Genomic DNA, 15,292 nt, shown 5'->3' on the forward strand with positions numbered 1-15,292 from the left:
GTCCCGGTGCCCCTCTACCGCGACGAGGCGGTCGTGCTCCGCACCCACAAGCTGGGCGAGGCCGACCGGATCATCACCCTGCTGACCCGTCAGCACGGGCGGGTGCGCGCCGTCGCCAAGGGAGTCAGGCGTACGACCTCGCGCTGGGGCTCGCGGCTCGAGCCGTTCACCCACGTCGACCTCCAGCTCGCCGAGGGTCGCAGCCTCGACGTGATCACCCAGGCCGAGACCCTCGACCCGTTCCACTCCCGCCTCGGTCTCGACTACGACCGCTACACCGCCGGCACCGTGATGCTCGAGACCGCCGAGCGCCTCGTCACCGAGGAGAAGGAGCCGTCGGTCCAGCAGTTCCTGCTGCTCGTGGGCGGCCTGCGCGCGATGGCGGGCGGGGAGCACCCGGCCAAGCAGGTCCTCGACTCCTACCTCCTGCGCTCCCTCTCGGTCGCCGGCTACGCGCCGTCGTTCGACCACTGCGTCCAGTGCGGCGTCGAGGGCCCGCACCGCTTCTTCAACCCCTCGGCCGGTGGGGTGCTGTGCGTGCAGGACCGGCTCCCCGGCTCCGCGACGCCCGCGCCGGAGACCGTGCTCGTGCTCGGCGCCCTGCTCGTGGGCGACTGGCCCGCCGTGCACGCGGCCGACCCCCGCCACCTGCGCGAGGCCAGCAGCCTGGTCTCGGCGTACCTCGCGTGGCACCTCGAGCGCGGCCTGCGGTCCCTGGCCTACGTCGAGCGATGACGGACGCGCCGACGCCGCGCCGCGTCCCTGGCCGCAGGCGCAGGATCGTGAAGGTCGTCCTGGTCGGCGTGCTCGTGCTCGCCCTGGTCTCCGGGATCGGCACGTGGCTCTTCATCCGCCACCTCGACGGCAACATCGAGACCGGCTCGCTGGACGAGCTCGGCCCCGGTCGGCCCGAGCGGCAGTACACCGGCAACGGCAAGCCGCTCAACATCCTCGTGATGGGCAGCGACACCCGCGAGGGCGAGGGCAACCGGATCGACGGCGAGGAGGGCGCGGGCGGGTCCGACACCACGATCCTCGTGCACCTGTCCGCCGACCGCAGCCGGGCGTACGCCGTCTCGATCCCGCGCGACTCCGTCGTCGACCGGCCGGCGTGCAACGGCGGCCGCACACCGGCCGCCACCGACGTGCTGTGGAACGAGGCGTTCAGCCTGGGCGACGAGTTCTGCACCGCCGACCAGTTCGAGCAGGCCACCGACCTGCTGCTCGACCACTACGTCGTCATCGACTTCAACGGCTTCGGCGACATGGTCGAGGCCGTCGGTGGCGTCCCGGTGTGCGTGCCGGAGGACATCGTCGACCGGGACAACGGGATCTTCGTGCCGGAGGGCGACCCGACCGTGCTGACCGGTGACCAGGCGCTCGACTACGTGCGCGCGCGCTACGTCGGCGACTTCGAGGAGCAGAACGACATCTCGCGGATCCGGCGCCAGCAGGAGTTCATCGGGGCGATGGTGCGCAAGGTGAAGTCGGCCGGCACGCTCGCCCGCCCCGACCGGGTGGTGCGCTTCCTCGACGCCGCGACCCGCTCGCTGCGCACCGACGAGGAGCTCGGCTCGGTCACCCAGCTCGCCCGGATCGCGCTCCAGCTGCAGGACATCGGCCTCGACGAGGTCCAGTTCGTCACGCTGCCGACCGACTACTTCCCCTCCGACTCCGACCTGCGCGGCAAGGTCTTCTGGACCCCCGAGGCCGACCGCATCTGGGACCTCCTCAACCACGACGAGGTGCTGCCCGCGAGCCTGATCGGCGACAGCTCGGTCGACGCCGCCGGGCCGGGAGGGTCGCGCGGCGGGGACGACGGCGACGGCGAGGGCGACGGCGGGTCCGGTGACGGCGGGTCGGGCGACCGCTCGGGCGGCGACTCGGAGAGCGAGCCGGTCTTCGGCGTCTGCGGCTGACGCCCTGCCCGGCAGGCGCGACTACGCTGGTGCCCGTGAAGCGACAGGTCAAGCAGCCGTCCCCGCACCCCAGCGGCGCGACGCCGCCGCCGGTCCCGCAGGACCTCGTGCCCGAGCACGTCGCGATCATCATGGACGGCAACGGCCGGTGGGCCAAGCAGCGCGGGCTGCCGCGGACCAAGGGCCACGAGGAGGGCGAGAGCACGCTCTTCGACGTCGTCGAGGGGGCCATCGAGATCGGCGTGAAGGCCATCTCCGCCTACGCGTTCTCCACCGAGAACTGGTCGCGCTCGCCCGACGAGGTGCGGTTCCTCATGGGGTTCAACCGCGACGTGATCCGCCGTCGCCGCGACGAGATGCACGACCTCGGCGTACGCGTGCGCTGGGCCGGCCGGGCGCCGCGGCTCTGGAGGTCGGTCATCAAGGAGCTCCAGGTCGCCGAGCAGATGACGAAGGACAACGACGTCCTGACGCTGACGATGTGCGTCAACTACGGCGGTCGTGCCGAGCTCGCCGACGCGGCCCGCTCCATCGCCCGCGAGGTCGCCGCGGGCCGGCTCGCCCCGGACAAGGTCGACGAGAAGACCTTCGCCCGGCACCTCTACGTCCCCGAGCTGCCCGAGGCCGACATGGTGTGGCGCACCTCGGGGGAGCAGCGGCTGTCCAACTTCATGCTGTGGCAGGCCGCCTACAGCGAGATGGTCTTCACCGACGTGCTGTGGCCCGACGTGGACCGTCGCCACCTCTGGTCCGCCATCGAGACGTACGCCAGCCGCGACCGCCGCTACGGCGGCGCGCTGCCCAACCGGACGACCTGACCCGTGACCGGCCGCCGTGGTCCTACCGGCAGGCCGGGCAGGTGCCGAAGATCTCCAGCGTGTGGCTGATGTCGGCGAAGCCGTGCTCGGTCGCGATCGCGTTGGTCCACCGCTCGACGGCAGGACCCTCCACCTCGACCGTCGCGCCGCACGCACGGCACACGAGGTGGTGGTGGTGCGCGTCCGAGCAGCTGCGCCAGATCGCCTCGCCGTCCTCGTTGCGCAGCATGTCGACCTCGCCGGCGTCGGCCAGCGCGGCGAGCGTGCGGTAGACGGTCGCCAGGCCGACGGAGTCGCCCTGCTCGGTGATCAGGTCGTGGATCTCCTGGGCGCTGCGGAAGTCGTCGAAGCCGGCCAGCGCGGCCGCGACGGCGCGTCGCTGGCGGGTGGGGCGCACGGCCGACCGGCCGGCCGGACCGGACTGATCAGTGCTCGTCATAGTGCTCTCCGTGGGCGGCATGGCGGTGGCCGTCGTGGACGTAGTCGACGTGGTCGCCGTGCGGGACCGCCGGGTGCCCGCACGTCTCGCCGTGCTCGTGCGGGTGCTCGTCGGTCGAGCGGTGCGGCGTCGCCGTGACCTCGGGGAACGGCGCCATCAGCCGGCTGCGCCGGCGCAGCCACACCCCGAGCGGCCACGTCGCGGTGAACATCGCCAGGGCCAGCAGCACGATCGTCGGGCCGGGGGCGACGGTGACGCGGAACGACAGCGCGGCGCTCAGCACCAGGCCCCCGACCGCGGCGACGCACCCCATGAGCATCGCGCCCAGCAGGGTCGTGCGGAACGACCGGGCGACCTGCTGCGACGTCGCGACCGGCACCACCATGAGGGCCGAGACCAGGAGCAGGCCGACGGTGCGCATGGCGACGGTGATGCTGACGGCGGCGAGGACCGCGATGAGCAGGTTGTACGCCCGCACGCGCAGCCCGGCGACCCGCGCGAACTCGGGGTCGCTCGCCACGGCGAAGAGCTGCGGCGAGAGGCCCAGGGCCACCACCAGGACGACGACGCTGAGCAGGATCGTCGACCACACGTCCTCGACGGAGATGGCGTTCAACGAGCCGAACAGGAACGCCTGCAGGGTGGCGGCGCCCTCACCCGCGATCCCGGTGATCAGCAGGCCGCCGGCCAGCCCGCCGTAGAACAGCAGCGCGAGCGCGACGTCGCCGTTGGTGTGCCCGCGCTCGCGGATCAGCTCCATGAGGACCGCGCCGAGGACGGCCACGAGGACGGCCGTCCACGTCGGGGAGGTGCCGGTCAGCAGCCCGAGCGCCACGCCGGTCACCGCGACGTGGCCGATGCCGTCACCGAGCAGGGCGAGCCGGCGCTGGACCAGGAACGTGCCGATGGCGGGCGCGGCCAGCCCGGTCACGAAGGCCGCCAGGAGCGCACGCTGCATGAACTCGTAGGAGAACAGGTCGAGGAGGCCCATCAGCGCGCCCTGCGCTCGAAGTCGAGGGGGGACGCGACGTGCGGGGCGTGGTCGTGGCCGCCGGGGCCCTCGTGGGTGTGGTCGTGCGGGTGGTGGGTGTGTGAGGCGACCTCCTGCGTCAGCGGCGGGCCGTCGTACGCCACCCGCCCGTCGCGCATGACCACGGTCCGGTCGATGAGCGGCATCATCGGGCCGATCTCGTGGGCGACGAGCAGGATCGTCGCGCCCCGGCCCTTCAGCCGTCCCAGCGCATCGGCGAGGGCCTGCTGGTTGGGCAGGTCGACACCGGCGGTGGGCTCGTCGAGGACCAGCAGGTCGGGCTCGCCGGCGAGGGCGCGGGCGATGAGCACCCGCTGCTGCTGGCCGCCGGAGAGCTGGGAGACGCCGAACGCCGCGCGGTCGGCCAGTCCGACCACCTCGAGAGCCGACTGCACCGCGCGCCGGTCCGCGGCGCGCGACGGGCGCAGCAGGCGACGGCGGCCCACCCGGCCCGACGCGACCACCTCGCGCACCGTCGCGGGCACGCCCCCGGCCGCGGAGGAGCGCTGCGGCACGAAGCCGAGGCGCGGCCAGTCGCGGAAGTCCTCGATGGGCGTCCCGAAGAGCCGCACCGTCCCGCGCGAGTGCGGGAGCAGCCCCGTGACCGCGCGGACGAGGGTGGACTTGCCCGAGCCGTTGGGCCCGAGCAGCGTCACCACCTCACCGCTGTGCACGGCCAGGTCGACGTCGCGCAGGATCGGCCGGCCGCCGATCGCGACGGAGACCTGGTGGAGGACGACGGGTGCCGCTGGGTCGCTGGACGTCACGAGCAGCCGTTGGCCTGCTGGAGTGCGGTGAGGTTCGAGCGCATGAGGGAAAGGTAGTCCTCGTCGGACGTCTCGTCCGACAGGCCCTCGATCGGGTCGAGGACCGCGGTCCTCACGCCCATGTCGTCGGCGAGGGTCTCGGCCATCTTCGGGCTGACCAGCCGCTCGGAGAACACGGTGGTGACGCCGTCCTCGGTGATGAGCTCCTGGAGGTGGGCCAGGTCGGCGGCCGTCGGCTCGGCGTCGGGGGACAGGCCGGCGATCGGCTCGAACGCGAGGCCGTAGCGGGCCAGGTAGCCGAACGCCTGGTGGCTCACCACGGTCGCGGACCGCTCGCACGACGCGAGGCCCTCGGTGTAGTCCGCGTCGACGGACTCCAGCTCGTCGCGCAGGTCCGCCGCGTTGTCCGCGTAGGCCTGCGCGTTGTCGGGGTCGACCTCGCCCAGCTCGTCGGCGACGGCGTCGGCGAAGTCGGCCACGAGCAACGGGTCGAGCCAGAAGTGCGGGTCCAGGTCGCCGTGGTCGTGCTCCTCCTCGGCATGACCTTCCTCGCCCTCGTGCGCCTCGTCCTCGGCGTGCCCCTCCTCGTGGTCGTGCGCGTCCTCCGTGGCAGGCAGCAGGTCGACGACGGCCGCCGCGTCCACGACGGGGGCGTCGGTGTTCTCGGCCGCGGCGTCGACGGCGGGCTGGAAGCCGTCCTCGAGCACGACCAGGTCGGCATCCTCGAGCGCCGCGGTCTGGGCGATGCTCAGGTCGAGGTCGTGGGGCTCCTGCCCGGGCTGGGTGAGGTTCTCGACGCTCCAGCCGTCGCCCGCCACCCGCTCGGTCACCCACGCCAGCGGGTAGAACGACGCGACCGCCCGGCGACCATTTCCGGACGAGTCGTCACCCAGCGCTGCGCAACCGGCAAGGAGGACGGTGGCAGCCGCGAGGCCGGTGGTGGCGGTGAGCGAGCGGGTGGGGAGCGACATGAGAACGATTCTCACGACAATTGAGAACCGTTGTCAAACTGCGGACGATCTCCCGGGCGCCCTAGGCTGGGCGGGTGCTCGTCGTCACCCGCCTGCGTACGCCCTCCGGCCCCGACACGCCGTCCGGGCCGGGCAACCCCGACCCCGCCGCCGAGCAGGGGCTGCGCGAGGGCCTGCTGCGCGCGCTGGCCATCCTGGCGGCCAAGCCGGGCTACGTCGGCGGGGGAGTCGGCCGCAACATCGACGACCCGACGCTGTGGGTGCTCACCACGCACTGGAAGAACGTCGGGTCGTACCGCCGCGCCCTGGGGTCGTACGAGGGCAAGATGCACATCCAGCCGCTGATGGTCCACGCCCTGGACGAGCCCAGCGCCTACGAGGTGGTCGAGGAGGGGACCGACCTCAACGAGGCCCGGAGCCGCTCGCTAGGCTGAGCGCTCGTTCCGCGCTGCTACCCCCGAAGGACCTCCACCGTGGCCAAGCCCGCCCCGACCGCCCTGGACAACGTCGTCTCCCTCGCCAAGCGGCGCGGTTTCGTCTACCCCTGCGGTGAGATCTACGGCGGTACCAAGTCCGCCTGGGACTACGGCCCGCTCGGTGTCGAGCTCAAGGAGAACATCAAGCGCCAGTGGTGGCGGTTCATGGTCACCCGCCGTGACGACGTGGTGGGCCTGGACTCCAGCGTCATCCTGCCGACGCGCACCTGGGAGGCCAGCGGCCACCTCAGCACCTTCAGCGACCCGCTGGTCGAGTGCCAGTCGTGCCACAAGCGCTTCCGCGAGGACCACCTGCAGGAGGACCACGCGGCCAAGAAGGGCATCGACGACCCCGACACCGTCGACATCAACGAGTCGGTCGCCTGCCCCAACTGCGGCACCCGCAACGCGTGGACCGAGCCCCGCAACTTCAACATGATGCTCAAGACCTACCTCGGCGTGATCGAGGACGAGTCCGGGCTGCACTACCTCCGTCCCGAGACCGCGCAGGGCATCTTCCTCAACTTCGCCAACGTGGTGACCTCGAGCCGCCAGAAGCCGCCGTTCGGCATCGCCCAGATGGGCAAGAGCTTCCGCAACGAGATCACGCCGGGCAACTTCATCTTCCGCACCCGCGAGTTCGAGCAGATGGAGATGGAGTTCTTCGTCAAGCCCGGCGAGGACGACGAGTGGTTCCGCTACTGGATCGAGGAGCGCACCCGGTGGTACGTCGACCTCGGCATCAACCCCGACAACCTGCGCCACTACGAGCACCCGCAGGAGAAGCTGTCCCACTACTCCAAGGGCACGACCGACATCGAGTACCGCTTCGGGTTCTCCGGCCGTGACTTCGAGGAGCTCGAGGGCATCGCCAACCGCACCGACTTCGACCTCCGGCAGCACAGCGAGTTCTCCGGCAAGGACCTGTCCTACTACGACCAGGCCGCCGACGAGCGCTACCTGCCCTACGTCATCGAGCCCGCAGCCGGCCTGACCCGCTCGCTCATGGCGTTCCTGATCGACGCCTACACCGAGGACGAGGCCCCCAACACCAAGGGCGGCGTCGACAAGCGCGTCGTGCTCAAGCTCGACCCGCGCCTCTCGCCGGTGAAGGTCGCGGTGCTGCCGCTGAGCCGCAACGCCGACCTCTCCCCGAAGGCGAAGGCCCTCGCGTCCGAGCTGCGCCAGAACTGGAACGTCGAGTTCGACGACTCCGGTGCGATCGGTCGGCGCTACCGCCGCCAGGACGAGATCGGCACGCCCTTCTGCGTGACGGTCGACTTCGAGACCCTCGACGACGACGCGGTCACGGTGCGCGAGCGCGACACCATGGGCCAGGAGCGGGTCAGCCTCGACGGCATCACACGCTACTTCGCGGAGAAGCTCGTCGGCTGCTGACGCCTCTCGACCTGGAAGCCGGGCGGTGCGGTGGACAGGTACGCCCGGGCGCGGCTGATTTGGGCGCGGCGCGGGCGGGTTCGACAATGGGGGCATGTCCGCCGTGCTGCCCGACTCGCTCACCCTGGGCTCGCTGCGCGTCGACACCCCGGTCGTGCTCGCGCCGATGGCCGGCATCACCAACGCGGCCTACCGCCGGCTGTGCGCCGAGCAGGGCGCCGGCCTCTACGTCTGCGAGATGATCACCAGCCGTGGTCTCGTCGAGGGTGACGAGACCACGAGGAAGATGCTCGTCTTCGACGACCTCGAGTCGGTCCGCTCCGTGCAGCTCTACGGCACCGACCCCGTCTACATCGGCAAGGCCGTCGAGATCCTCTGCGCCGACCACGGCGTCGCGCACGTCGACCTCAACTTCGGCTGCCCCGTGCCGAAGGTGACCCGCAAGGGCGGCGGGGGAGCGCTGCCCTGGAAGCGGGGGCTCCTCGGCGAGATCCTCGAGCACGCCGTCGCGGCCGCCGCGCCCTACGACGTCCCCGTCACGATGAAGACCCGCAAGGGCCTCGACGACGACCACCTCACCTACCTCGACGCCGGCCGGATCGCCCAGGAGAGCGGTGTCGCCGCGATCGCGCTGCACGGCCGCACGGTCGTCCAGGCCTACTCCGGCGAGGCCGACTGGGACGCGATCGCCGCCCTGGTCGACCACGTCGACATCCCCGTCCTCGGCAACGGCGACATCTGGGAGGCCGCCGACGCGCTGCGGATGGTCGAGCAGACCGGTGCCGCCGGTGTCGTCGTCGGCCGCGGCTGCCTCGGCCGCCCGTGGCTGTTCCGCGACCTCGCCGCCGCGTTCCACGGCGAGGACGTCGCGACGCTCCCGACGCTCGGCGAGGTCAAGGCGATGATGCGTCGCCACGCCGAGCTGCTGTCGGAGCACATGGGTGAGGAGCGGGGCTGCAAGGAGTTCCGCAAGCACATCACCTGGTACCTCAAGGGTTTCCCCGCCGGCGGCGACCTGCGCCACCAGCTCGCCCTCGTCGACTCGCTCGCGAGCCTCGAGGTGCTGCTCGACGGCCTCGACGACGACGCCCCGTTCCCCGAGCGCGAGCTCGGCACGCCGCGCGGCCGGCAGGGCTCGCCGCGGGCCAGGGTGGTGCTGCCGGAGGGCTGGCTCGACGACACCGACGGCCGCGGGTCGCACCTGCGCGAGGACGCCGACGAGACCACCGGGGGCTGACCCCGGCGACAGGCGACGCCTCCCGCCCGCGGCACGGATCGGGTGGCGGGTGACCCGGAACACCCGGGATTTTGCCGTGCAAGATTGGGACAGGGCCGAAATCCTGTGCTTCACTCGATGATCGCGTCGACGTGGGCACGAGACCTTCCCCGGTTCCTCCTCGTGGTTCGGCGCACCGTCCCCCGTCAGCAACAGCAAAGGATCAGCGCTGTGGCTCAGCATCGCCACAAGCGGGAAACCCCTGCTCGCCCCCGTCACACCTCCATCCCCCGCTCGGTCCTCGTCTCCGCCCCGCTCGCCGTCGTGGCGACGCTGTCGGCGGTCACCATGGGTGTCCTGGCCGCGGAGCCGGCGACCTCGGGCGACGACCTGCTCGCCTCGTCGAGCTCCGGTTCGGTCACCGGCGCCACGTCCAGCGGCACCACCGACGCCACCGCCGACGCCGCCGCCGACGCCACCGCCGACGCCGCCGAGGCGACCGGCAGCGCCGCCTCCAGCGGCACCGCCCTGAGCCGTCGCGGTGGGGCGCCGGTGTCCCGCTCCCAGATCCGTACGGCCGCCAAGGCCGAGGCAGCCGCACGCGAGCAGATCGCGGTGGACCGCACGGCCCGCCGCCTCGCCAGGAAGGCCGGCGACCGGCTGTGGACCACCGAGGTGCTCAACCTCTGGGACGGTCCGTCGGAGAAGTCCGAGAAGATGGGCGAGATCGCCGCGCTCGAGCAGGTGGCCGTCACCGGTCGTGAGCAGGCCGGGCGCACCCAGGTGGTCATCGACGGTCAGTCGCGGTGGGTCAGCTCCGACTACCTGAGCGCCGACAAGCCGCAGCCGGGCCCGAGCCTCGGCGGTGCGTGCAGTAACGGGTCCTCGATCGAGGCGGGTCGCGCGTCGCTCTACGAGATCCACGACGTCGTGTGCGCCAACTGGCCCGAGATCACGAGCTACGGCACGTGGCGCGGCGACGGCGAGCACGGCCAGGGCCGCGCCATCGACATCATGGTGAGCGGTGCGACCGGCTGGGCGATCGCCGACTTCCTGCGCGCCAACTACGCAGCCCTCGGCATCGAGTACATCATCTACTCGCAGAAGATCTGGTCCGTGGAGCGCTCCGGCGAGGGCTGGCGCGGCATGTCGAACCGCGGCTCGGTCACCGCCAACCACTACGACCACGTGCACGTCACGGTCTACTGAGCACCAGGGAGCCCGCGTCGCTGCGGTGTCCCCGGTGCTGGCTAGGCTGACCGGCCGATGAGCATCGAGGACCTGTACGACGAGGCCGCACGCGAGCGCATGGTCGCCGAGCCCCCCAAGCGGGTCGACGCGCCCGTACGCCTCGCGTTCGAGCGCGACCGGGCGCGGGTCGTGCACGCTGCTGCGTCGCGACGTCTCGCGGCCAAGACGCAGGTCGTCGGGCCACAGACCGACGACTTCGTGCGCAACCGGCTCACCCACAGCCTCGAGGTCGCCCAGGTCGCCCGCGACCTGGCCCGGGCCCTCGGCACGCACCCGGACATCGCCGAGACCGCCGCGCTGGCCCACGACCTCGGCCACCCGCCCTTCGGCCACAACGGGGAGCGGGTGCTCGCCGGGCTGAGCGCCGACTGCGGCGGCTTCGAGGGCAACGCCCAGACGCTGCGCCTGCTGACCCGGCTCGAGTCCAAGACCTTCGACGCCGACGGTCGCTCGGTGGGCCTCAACCTCACCCGGGCCACCCTCGACGCCTGCACGAAGTACCCCTGGGACCGTGCACAGGCCTCCCAGCCGGACGGTGTGCACGCCGACGGGACCCCCCGGGTCGTCGTCAAGTTCGGCGTCTACACCGACGACCGGCCCGTCTTCGACTGGCTGCGCACCGGCGTGGAGGGCAGGCGCCGCTGCCTCGAGGCACAGGTGATGGACCTCGCCGACGACGTGGCCTACTCCGTGCACGACGTCGAGGACGGCATCGTCGCCGGCCGCCTCGACCTCACCCGCCTCGATCGTGGAGCGCTCCGCGAGACGGTGCGCGCGTGGTACCTCCCCGGCACCGACGACACCGCCCTGGACGCGGCCCTCGACGACCTGCAGGCGGTCGGCAGCTGGCCACGCACGCCGTACGACGGGAGCAGGCGCAGCCTCGCCGCGATCAAGAACCTCACCAGCGACCTCATCGGACGCTTCTGCGACAGCGTCCAGCAGGCGACCTTCGCGGCGACCGACGGCGCTCCCCTCGTGCGGCACCGCGCCGACCTGGTCGTGCCCGAGCGCACCGAGGTCGAGATCGGCGTCCTCAAGGGCATCGCCGCCCACTACGTCATGAAGGCCGACGACCGCGTCGCGCTGATGGAGCGCCAGCGCCAGCTCGTGGCCGAGCTCGTCGACGGCCTGTGGGCACGCGGTCGCGACGGCCTCGACCCGGTGTTCGTCGCCGACTGGGACGACGCGGTGGACGACGCCGCCCGCCGCCGGGTCGTCATCGACCAGGTGGCGTCACTGACGGACGCGAGCGCCGTCGCCCGCCACGCCGGCCTCCGCTCCTGAGACCGTCCTCGGACGCCCGACCCGGTCGGACGCCCGACCGGGTCGGGCGCCCGACCCGGTCGGGCGCCCGACCCGGTCAGGGCAGGTCGCCCTTGGGGTAGGGGTCGTCCTGCCGCGCGGTGCTGTCGGGGTGCAGCTTCTCCTCGAGGTCCGAGGTGTCGGACGAGCTGCTGCTGCCGCTGCCGCTGGAGGAGGGCGTGACCTTGTCGGCGACCGTGGCGGCAGCGGAGGTGACGGCGTCCTTGACGACCGGTGCCTTCTCCCGGGCCGTCTCGCGGGCGACGTCGGCGGCCTGGTGCGCCTTCTCCTGCACCCGGGGGTCGTCCTTGACGCGCATGGCGGTCTTCTTGATCTGTTCGTAGCGCTCGCGTCCCGCGCGGGTGCCGAGCACGTAGCCGACTCCTGCGGCGACGAGCAGCGTGAGCTTCCTCATGGTGGGTCTCCCTTCCCTGGTGGTCGTGTGGTCGTGCGGTCGTGCCCGGTGGCCTCAGTGGTCGCGACGACGGCGCCACACGAGGAGCACCACGGCCATCGCGACGAGCGACGCGGCCGCCGCCAGCACCTCGGGGCGCGGCGTGCCGGCATCGGTGGTCGCGGAGTCCTTGAGCTCGGCGACCTTGTGCCTGGCCTGCGACTTCACGTCGAGCTTGGCCGCGAGGTCGTCGACGGTGTGCGCGAGCTGCTCGCGCTGCAGCGCGACCTCGGCCTCGAGCTCCTCGGGGGTCTGGCCGGTCCGACCCGTCTCCTCAGCCATGGTGGTCTCCCTTCACCGTCGCGATGTCCTCCTTGATGCCCTCGATCGCCCGCTCGGGCGTCGGCGGGGCGGCCTCGGCCACCTTGTTCTTCCCGAGGAGCGCGGCGACACCGGCGGCGGCGAGGAGGACCACGGCCACGATGAGGGCCGCGAGCCAGGCGTCGACGACGTGGGCGAGCCCGAGGATCGCCGTGGTGACGAGCGCGGCCAGGGCGAAGAAGGCGAGCAGCCCGGCGACGCTGAACATCCCGATCCCGATGCCGACGCGCTTGCCCTTCTGGGCCACCTCGGCCTGGGCCAGCCGGATCTCCGAGCGGACGAGCTCGGGGATCTGCTGGGACAGCTGGTGGACGAGTGCTCCGAGAGTCTGACTCTCCGGCGCTCCGTGCTGAGAGGTCATGCCTCGACCTTGCCAAAGTGCCCCGCCCCCCACCAGCCCGGACAACCCGGAGGGGTGGGCGCGGACGATGTGGAGACGACCGCACGACGGTGGGTGCGCGCCCGTAGACTCCCGGGCGTGGCAGGCCGGATTCGCGACGACGACATCGCCGAGGTGCGCGAGAAGGCGCGGATCGACGACGTGGTGTCCGGCTACGTCACCCTCAAGCGCGCCGGCGGCGGCTCCCTCAAGGGCCTCTGCCCGTTCCACGACGAGAAGACGCCGTCGTTCAACGTCAACCCCGCCCGCCAGTTCTGGCACTGCTTCGGGTGTGGCGAGGGCGGGGACGTGATCTCGTTCGTGATGAAGGTCGACGGCCTCACCTTCACCGAGACCGTCGAGCGTCTCGCCGAGAAGTACGGCGTCCAGCTGCGCCGCGAGGACGGCGGCGACGAGCCCGTACGCCCGCGCGGCCCCGCCCGCGGTCGGCTGATCGAGGCGCACAAGGTCGCCCAGCATTTCTACGCCGAGCAGCTCGCCACCCCGGACGCGCTCGTGGCCCGCCAGTTCCTCGGCCAGCGCGGGTTCGACCAGGCCGCCGCGGAGATGTTCGGCGTCGGTTTCGCGCCGCGCGACGGGGAGGCGCTGACCCGGCACCTGCGCGGGCGCCGCTTCTCCGACGAGGAGACGGTGGCCGCGGGTCTCGTCGCCCTCGGCCGTTCCCACTACGACCGGTTCCGCGGTCGCCTGGTGTGGCCGATCCGCGAGGCCAACGGCGACACCATCGGGTTCGGCGCGAGGCGCATCTTCGACGACGACCGGATCGAGGCGAAGTACCTCAACACCTCGGAGACCGCGATCTACAAGAAGAGCCAGGTGCTCTACGGCATCGACCTGGCCCGCACCGCGATGAAGGACAGCCAGCAGGCGGTCGTCGTCGAGGGCTACACCGACGTGATGGCGTGCCACCTGTCCGGCGTCACGACCGCCGTGGCGTCGTGCGGCACCGCGTTCGGCACCGAACACGCGCGCGTCCTGCGCCGCTTCCTCGGCGACCACGGCACGACGAGCGGCGAGGTGATCTTCACCTTCGACGGCGACTCCGCGGGCCAGAAGGCGGCGATGAAGGTGCTCGAGAGCGACCAGGTCTTCGCCTCGCAGACCTACGTCGCGGTCGCGCCCGAGGGCATGGACCCGTGCGACCTCCGCATGCAGGAGGGCGACGCCGCGGTGCGCGACCTCGTCGCGTCCCGGCAGCCGCTCTACCGCTTCGCCCTCGACAACATCCTCACCCGCTACGACCTCGACCGCGCCGATGGCCGGGTCGACGCGCTGCGCGACGCGGCCGGGCTGGTGGCGAGCATCCGCGACAAGACCAAGGTCGAGACCTTCTCCCGCGAGCTGTCGCACATGGTCGGCGTCGACATCGAGCAGGTGCGCGCGGAGGTGCGCCAGGCCGCGAGCCGACCGGCCCGCACCGAGGAGCGCCGCCCGCAGCGCGCCCCGGACCCCGCGGAGGCGCCCGAGCCCCCACGTCCGGCCCTGCCGAGCCTGTCCGACCCGCGCTTCCTCATCGAGCGTGAGCTGCTCAAGCTCGTCATCCAGCACCCGGCCGGCGTGGGGCGTACGACCACCCACGTCACGGGCGCGGACTTCACCCACCCGACGTTCCAGGGCGTGTGGGAGGCGGTGACGGCCGCCGGGGGGCCGGCCTCCGGGGCCGAGGACGCCGGCTGGGCCAACCGGGTGCGCGGGGCCGCGACCGACCCGGCCGTCGTCGCCGCGATCACCGAGCTGGGGGTCGAGCCGGTGCGCGGCACCTCCGACCCCAACCCGACGTTCGCCGTCGCCTACGTCTACCGGCTGCAGGAGCTCACCACCTCCCGCCGCATCGCCGACGTCAAGGCACGCCTGCAGCGCACCAACCCCGTCGAGCACGCGCTCGACTACAACCGGATGTTCGGCGAGCTCGTGATGCTCGAGCAGCACCGGCGTAGGCTGCGCGAGGGCGCGGTGGGTCAGGCGGGCGCGTCGTGAGCCGCTTCTGGAGTCGTACGACCCACCCGAGGATCGCGGTCGGGCGCGGGGAGCGGGTGCTCGCGTCGGCGACGGCCGGCGACGGTGCCGTGCTGGCCGGCACGCGCGACGCGTTCTACCTCGTGCGCGACGACGAGACCCGCCGGGTGCCGTGGGAGCAGGTGGAGGCGGCCGGGTGGGACCGCGACACCGACACGTTCCGCCTCTCCGAGGTCGGCTCCTGGGGCGAGGAGCGTCCGGTCCACACGGCGACCCTCGCCGACCCCGGACGCCTGCTCGAGCTCGTCCACGAGCGGGTCACCGCGAGCATCGTCCTGCAGCGCCACGTGGCCGTCGACCGCCGCCGCGGGCTGCGGGTGATCGCCCGGCGCGCACCCTCGGGAGCGGGCGGCGTGCAGTGGGTCTACGAGTACGACGAGGGCGTCGACCCGGATGCGCCGGCGGTCAGGGCAGCGGCCCGGGACGCGCTCGAGCTCGCGCAGCGCGAGGTGGGCCTGCCCTGATTTCACCCGCGGTGACGAGGCTTGCTAGTGTTTCGCCTCGCTGCACA

At 72.3% G+C, this 15,292-nt stretch carries 17 protein-coding genes; 10 read left to right on the forward strand and 7 right to left on the reverse strand.

Annotated elements, in window-relative coordinates:
* Positions 1-6: 6 nt before the first annotated feature.
* Genes recO through F4692_RS14805 form a run of 3 tightly spaced genes read left to right on the forward strand, consistent with a single transcriptional unit; the run spans position 7 to position 2,737 of the window.
* Positions 7-735 (forward strand): DNA repair protein RecO, encoded by a 729-nt coding sequence (gene recO / locus F4692_RS14795; RefSeq protein ID WP_179620356.1) that lies wholly within the window; start codon positions 7-9, stop codon positions 733-735.
* Between the two features lie 47 nt (positions 736-782).
* Positions 783-1,919 (forward strand): LCP family protein, encoded by a 1,137-nt coding sequence (locus F4692_RS14800; RefSeq protein ID WP_179620357.1) that lies wholly within the window; start codon positions 783-785, stop codon positions 1,917-1,919.
* A gap of 35 nt (positions 1,920-1,954) precedes the next feature.
* Positions 1,955-2,737: an isoprenyl transferase gene (locus F4692_RS14805; RefSeq protein WP_179620358.1), complete on the forward strand. Its 783-nt coding sequence runs from the start codon at positions 1,955-1,957 to the stop codon at positions 2,735-2,737.
* 22 nt (positions 2,738-2,759) lie between these two features.
* Here the strand turns inward: F4692_RS14805 and F4692_RS14810 are convergent, their stop codons facing one another.
* The 4 genes from F4692_RS14810 to F4692_RS14825 are packed head-to-tail and all read right to left on the reverse strand — an operon-like array spanning position 2,760 to position 5,944.
* Positions 2,760-3,176 (reverse strand): Fur family transcriptional regulator, encoded by a 417-nt coding sequence (locus F4692_RS14810; RefSeq protein ID WP_179620359.1) that lies wholly within the window; start codon positions 3,174-3,176, stop codon positions 2,760-2,762.
* Positions 3,163-4,167, reverse strand: coding sequence for a metal ABC transporter permease (locus tag F4692_RS14815; RefSeq protein WP_179620360.1), 1,005 nt, complete (start codon positions 4,165-4,167; stop codon positions 3,163-3,165). Before F4692_RS14815 ends, F4692_RS14810 begins: the two co-directional genes overlap by 14 nt.
* Positions 4,167-4,973, reverse strand: coding sequence for a metal ABC transporter ATP-binding protein (locus F4692_RS14820; protein WP_308645316.1), 807 nt, complete (start codon positions 4,971-4,973; stop codon positions 4,167-4,169). Before F4692_RS14820 ends, F4692_RS14815 begins: the two co-directional genes overlap by 1 nt.
* Positions 4,970-5,944, reverse strand: a complete 975-nt coding sequence (locus tag F4692_RS14825; protein ID WP_179620361.1) for a metal ABC transporter substrate-binding protein — start codon at positions 5,942-5,944, stop codon at positions 4,970-4,972. The genes F4692_RS14820 and F4692_RS14825 overlap by 4 nt, the downstream gene beginning before the upstream one ends.
* A 74-nt stretch (positions 5,945-6,018) precedes the next feature.
* On the opposite strand from F4692_RS14825, the gene F4692_RS14830 reads away from it, so the two are divergent.
* From F4692_RS14830 to F4692_RS14850, 5 genes are all read left to right on the forward strand, one after another.
* Positions 6,019-6,378, forward strand: coding sequence for an antibiotic biosynthesis monooxygenase family protein (locus F4692_RS14830; protein ID WP_179620362.1), 360 nt, complete (start codon positions 6,019-6,021; stop codon positions 6,376-6,378).
* A 39-nt stretch (positions 6,379-6,417) separates the two neighbouring features.
* Positions 6,418-7,818, forward strand: coding sequence for a glycine--tRNA ligase (locus tag F4692_RS14835; protein WP_179620363.1), 1,401 nt, complete (start codon positions 6,418-6,420; stop codon positions 7,816-7,818).
* Between the two features lie 94 nt (positions 7,819-7,912).
* The gene (gene dusB, locus F4692_RS14840) at positions 7,913-9,055 is read left to right on the forward strand and encodes a tRNA dihydrouridine synthase DusB (protein WP_179620364.1); all 1,143 of its coding nucleotides are present in this window, start codon (positions 7,913-7,915) and stop codon (positions 9,053-9,055) included.
* A 210-nt stretch (positions 9,056-9,265) separates the two neighbouring features.
* Positions 9,266-10,243 (forward strand): SH3 domain-containing protein, encoded by a 978-nt coding sequence (locus F4692_RS14845; RefSeq protein WP_179620365.1) that lies wholly within the window; start codon positions 9,266-9,268, stop codon positions 10,241-10,243.
* Between the two features lie 57 nt (positions 10,244-10,300).
* Complete coding sequence (locus F4692_RS14850; protein WP_179620366.1) at positions 10,301-11,572, forward strand: deoxyguanosinetriphosphate triphosphohydrolase; 1,272 nt, start codon at positions 10,301-10,303, stop codon at positions 11,570-11,572.
* Positions 11,573-11,648: 76 nt separating this feature from the next.
* Here F4692_RS14850 and F4692_RS14855 read toward each other — a convergent pair whose 3' ends face one another.
* The 3 genes from F4692_RS14855 to F4692_RS14865 are packed head-to-tail and all read right to left on the reverse strand — an operon-like array spanning position 11,649 to position 12,726.
* Positions 11,649-12,005: a YtxH domain-containing protein gene (locus F4692_RS14855; RefSeq protein ID WP_179620367.1), complete on the reverse strand. Its 357-nt coding sequence runs from the start codon at positions 12,003-12,005 to the stop codon at positions 11,649-11,651.
* Between the two features lie 54 nt (positions 12,006-12,059).
* Complete coding sequence (locus F4692_RS14860) at positions 12,060-12,326, reverse strand: DUF3618 domain-containing protein (RefSeq protein WP_179620368.1); 267 nt, start codon at positions 12,324-12,326, stop codon at positions 12,060-12,062.
* Entirely contained in the window at positions 12,319-12,726 is a 408-nt protein-coding gene (locus F4692_RS14865; protein ID WP_179620369.1) for a phage holin family protein, read from the reverse strand. Before F4692_RS14865 ends, F4692_RS14860 begins: the two co-directional genes overlap by 8 nt.
* Before the next feature lie 117 nt (positions 12,727-12,843).
* On the opposite strand from F4692_RS14865, the gene dnaG reads away from it, so the two are divergent.
* Entirely contained in the window at positions 12,844-14,742 is a 1,899-nt protein-coding gene (gene dnaG / locus F4692_RS14870; RefSeq protein WP_179620370.1) for a DNA primase, read from the forward strand.
* On the forward strand, positions 14,739-15,245 hold the full coding sequence (locus tag F4692_RS14875) for a hypothetical protein (protein WP_179620371.1): 507 nt from the start codon (positions 14,739-14,741) through the stop codon (positions 15,243-15,245). The genes dnaG and F4692_RS14875 overlap by 4 nt, the downstream gene beginning before the upstream one ends.
* Positions 15,246-15,292: the final 47 nt, after the last annotated feature.

The sequence above is a fragment of the Nocardioides cavernae genome, from assembly GCF_013410035.1.
Taxonomy (GTDB): Bacteria; Actinomycetota; Actinomycetes; order Propionibacteriales; family Nocardioidaceae; genus Nocardioides; species Nocardioides cavernae_A.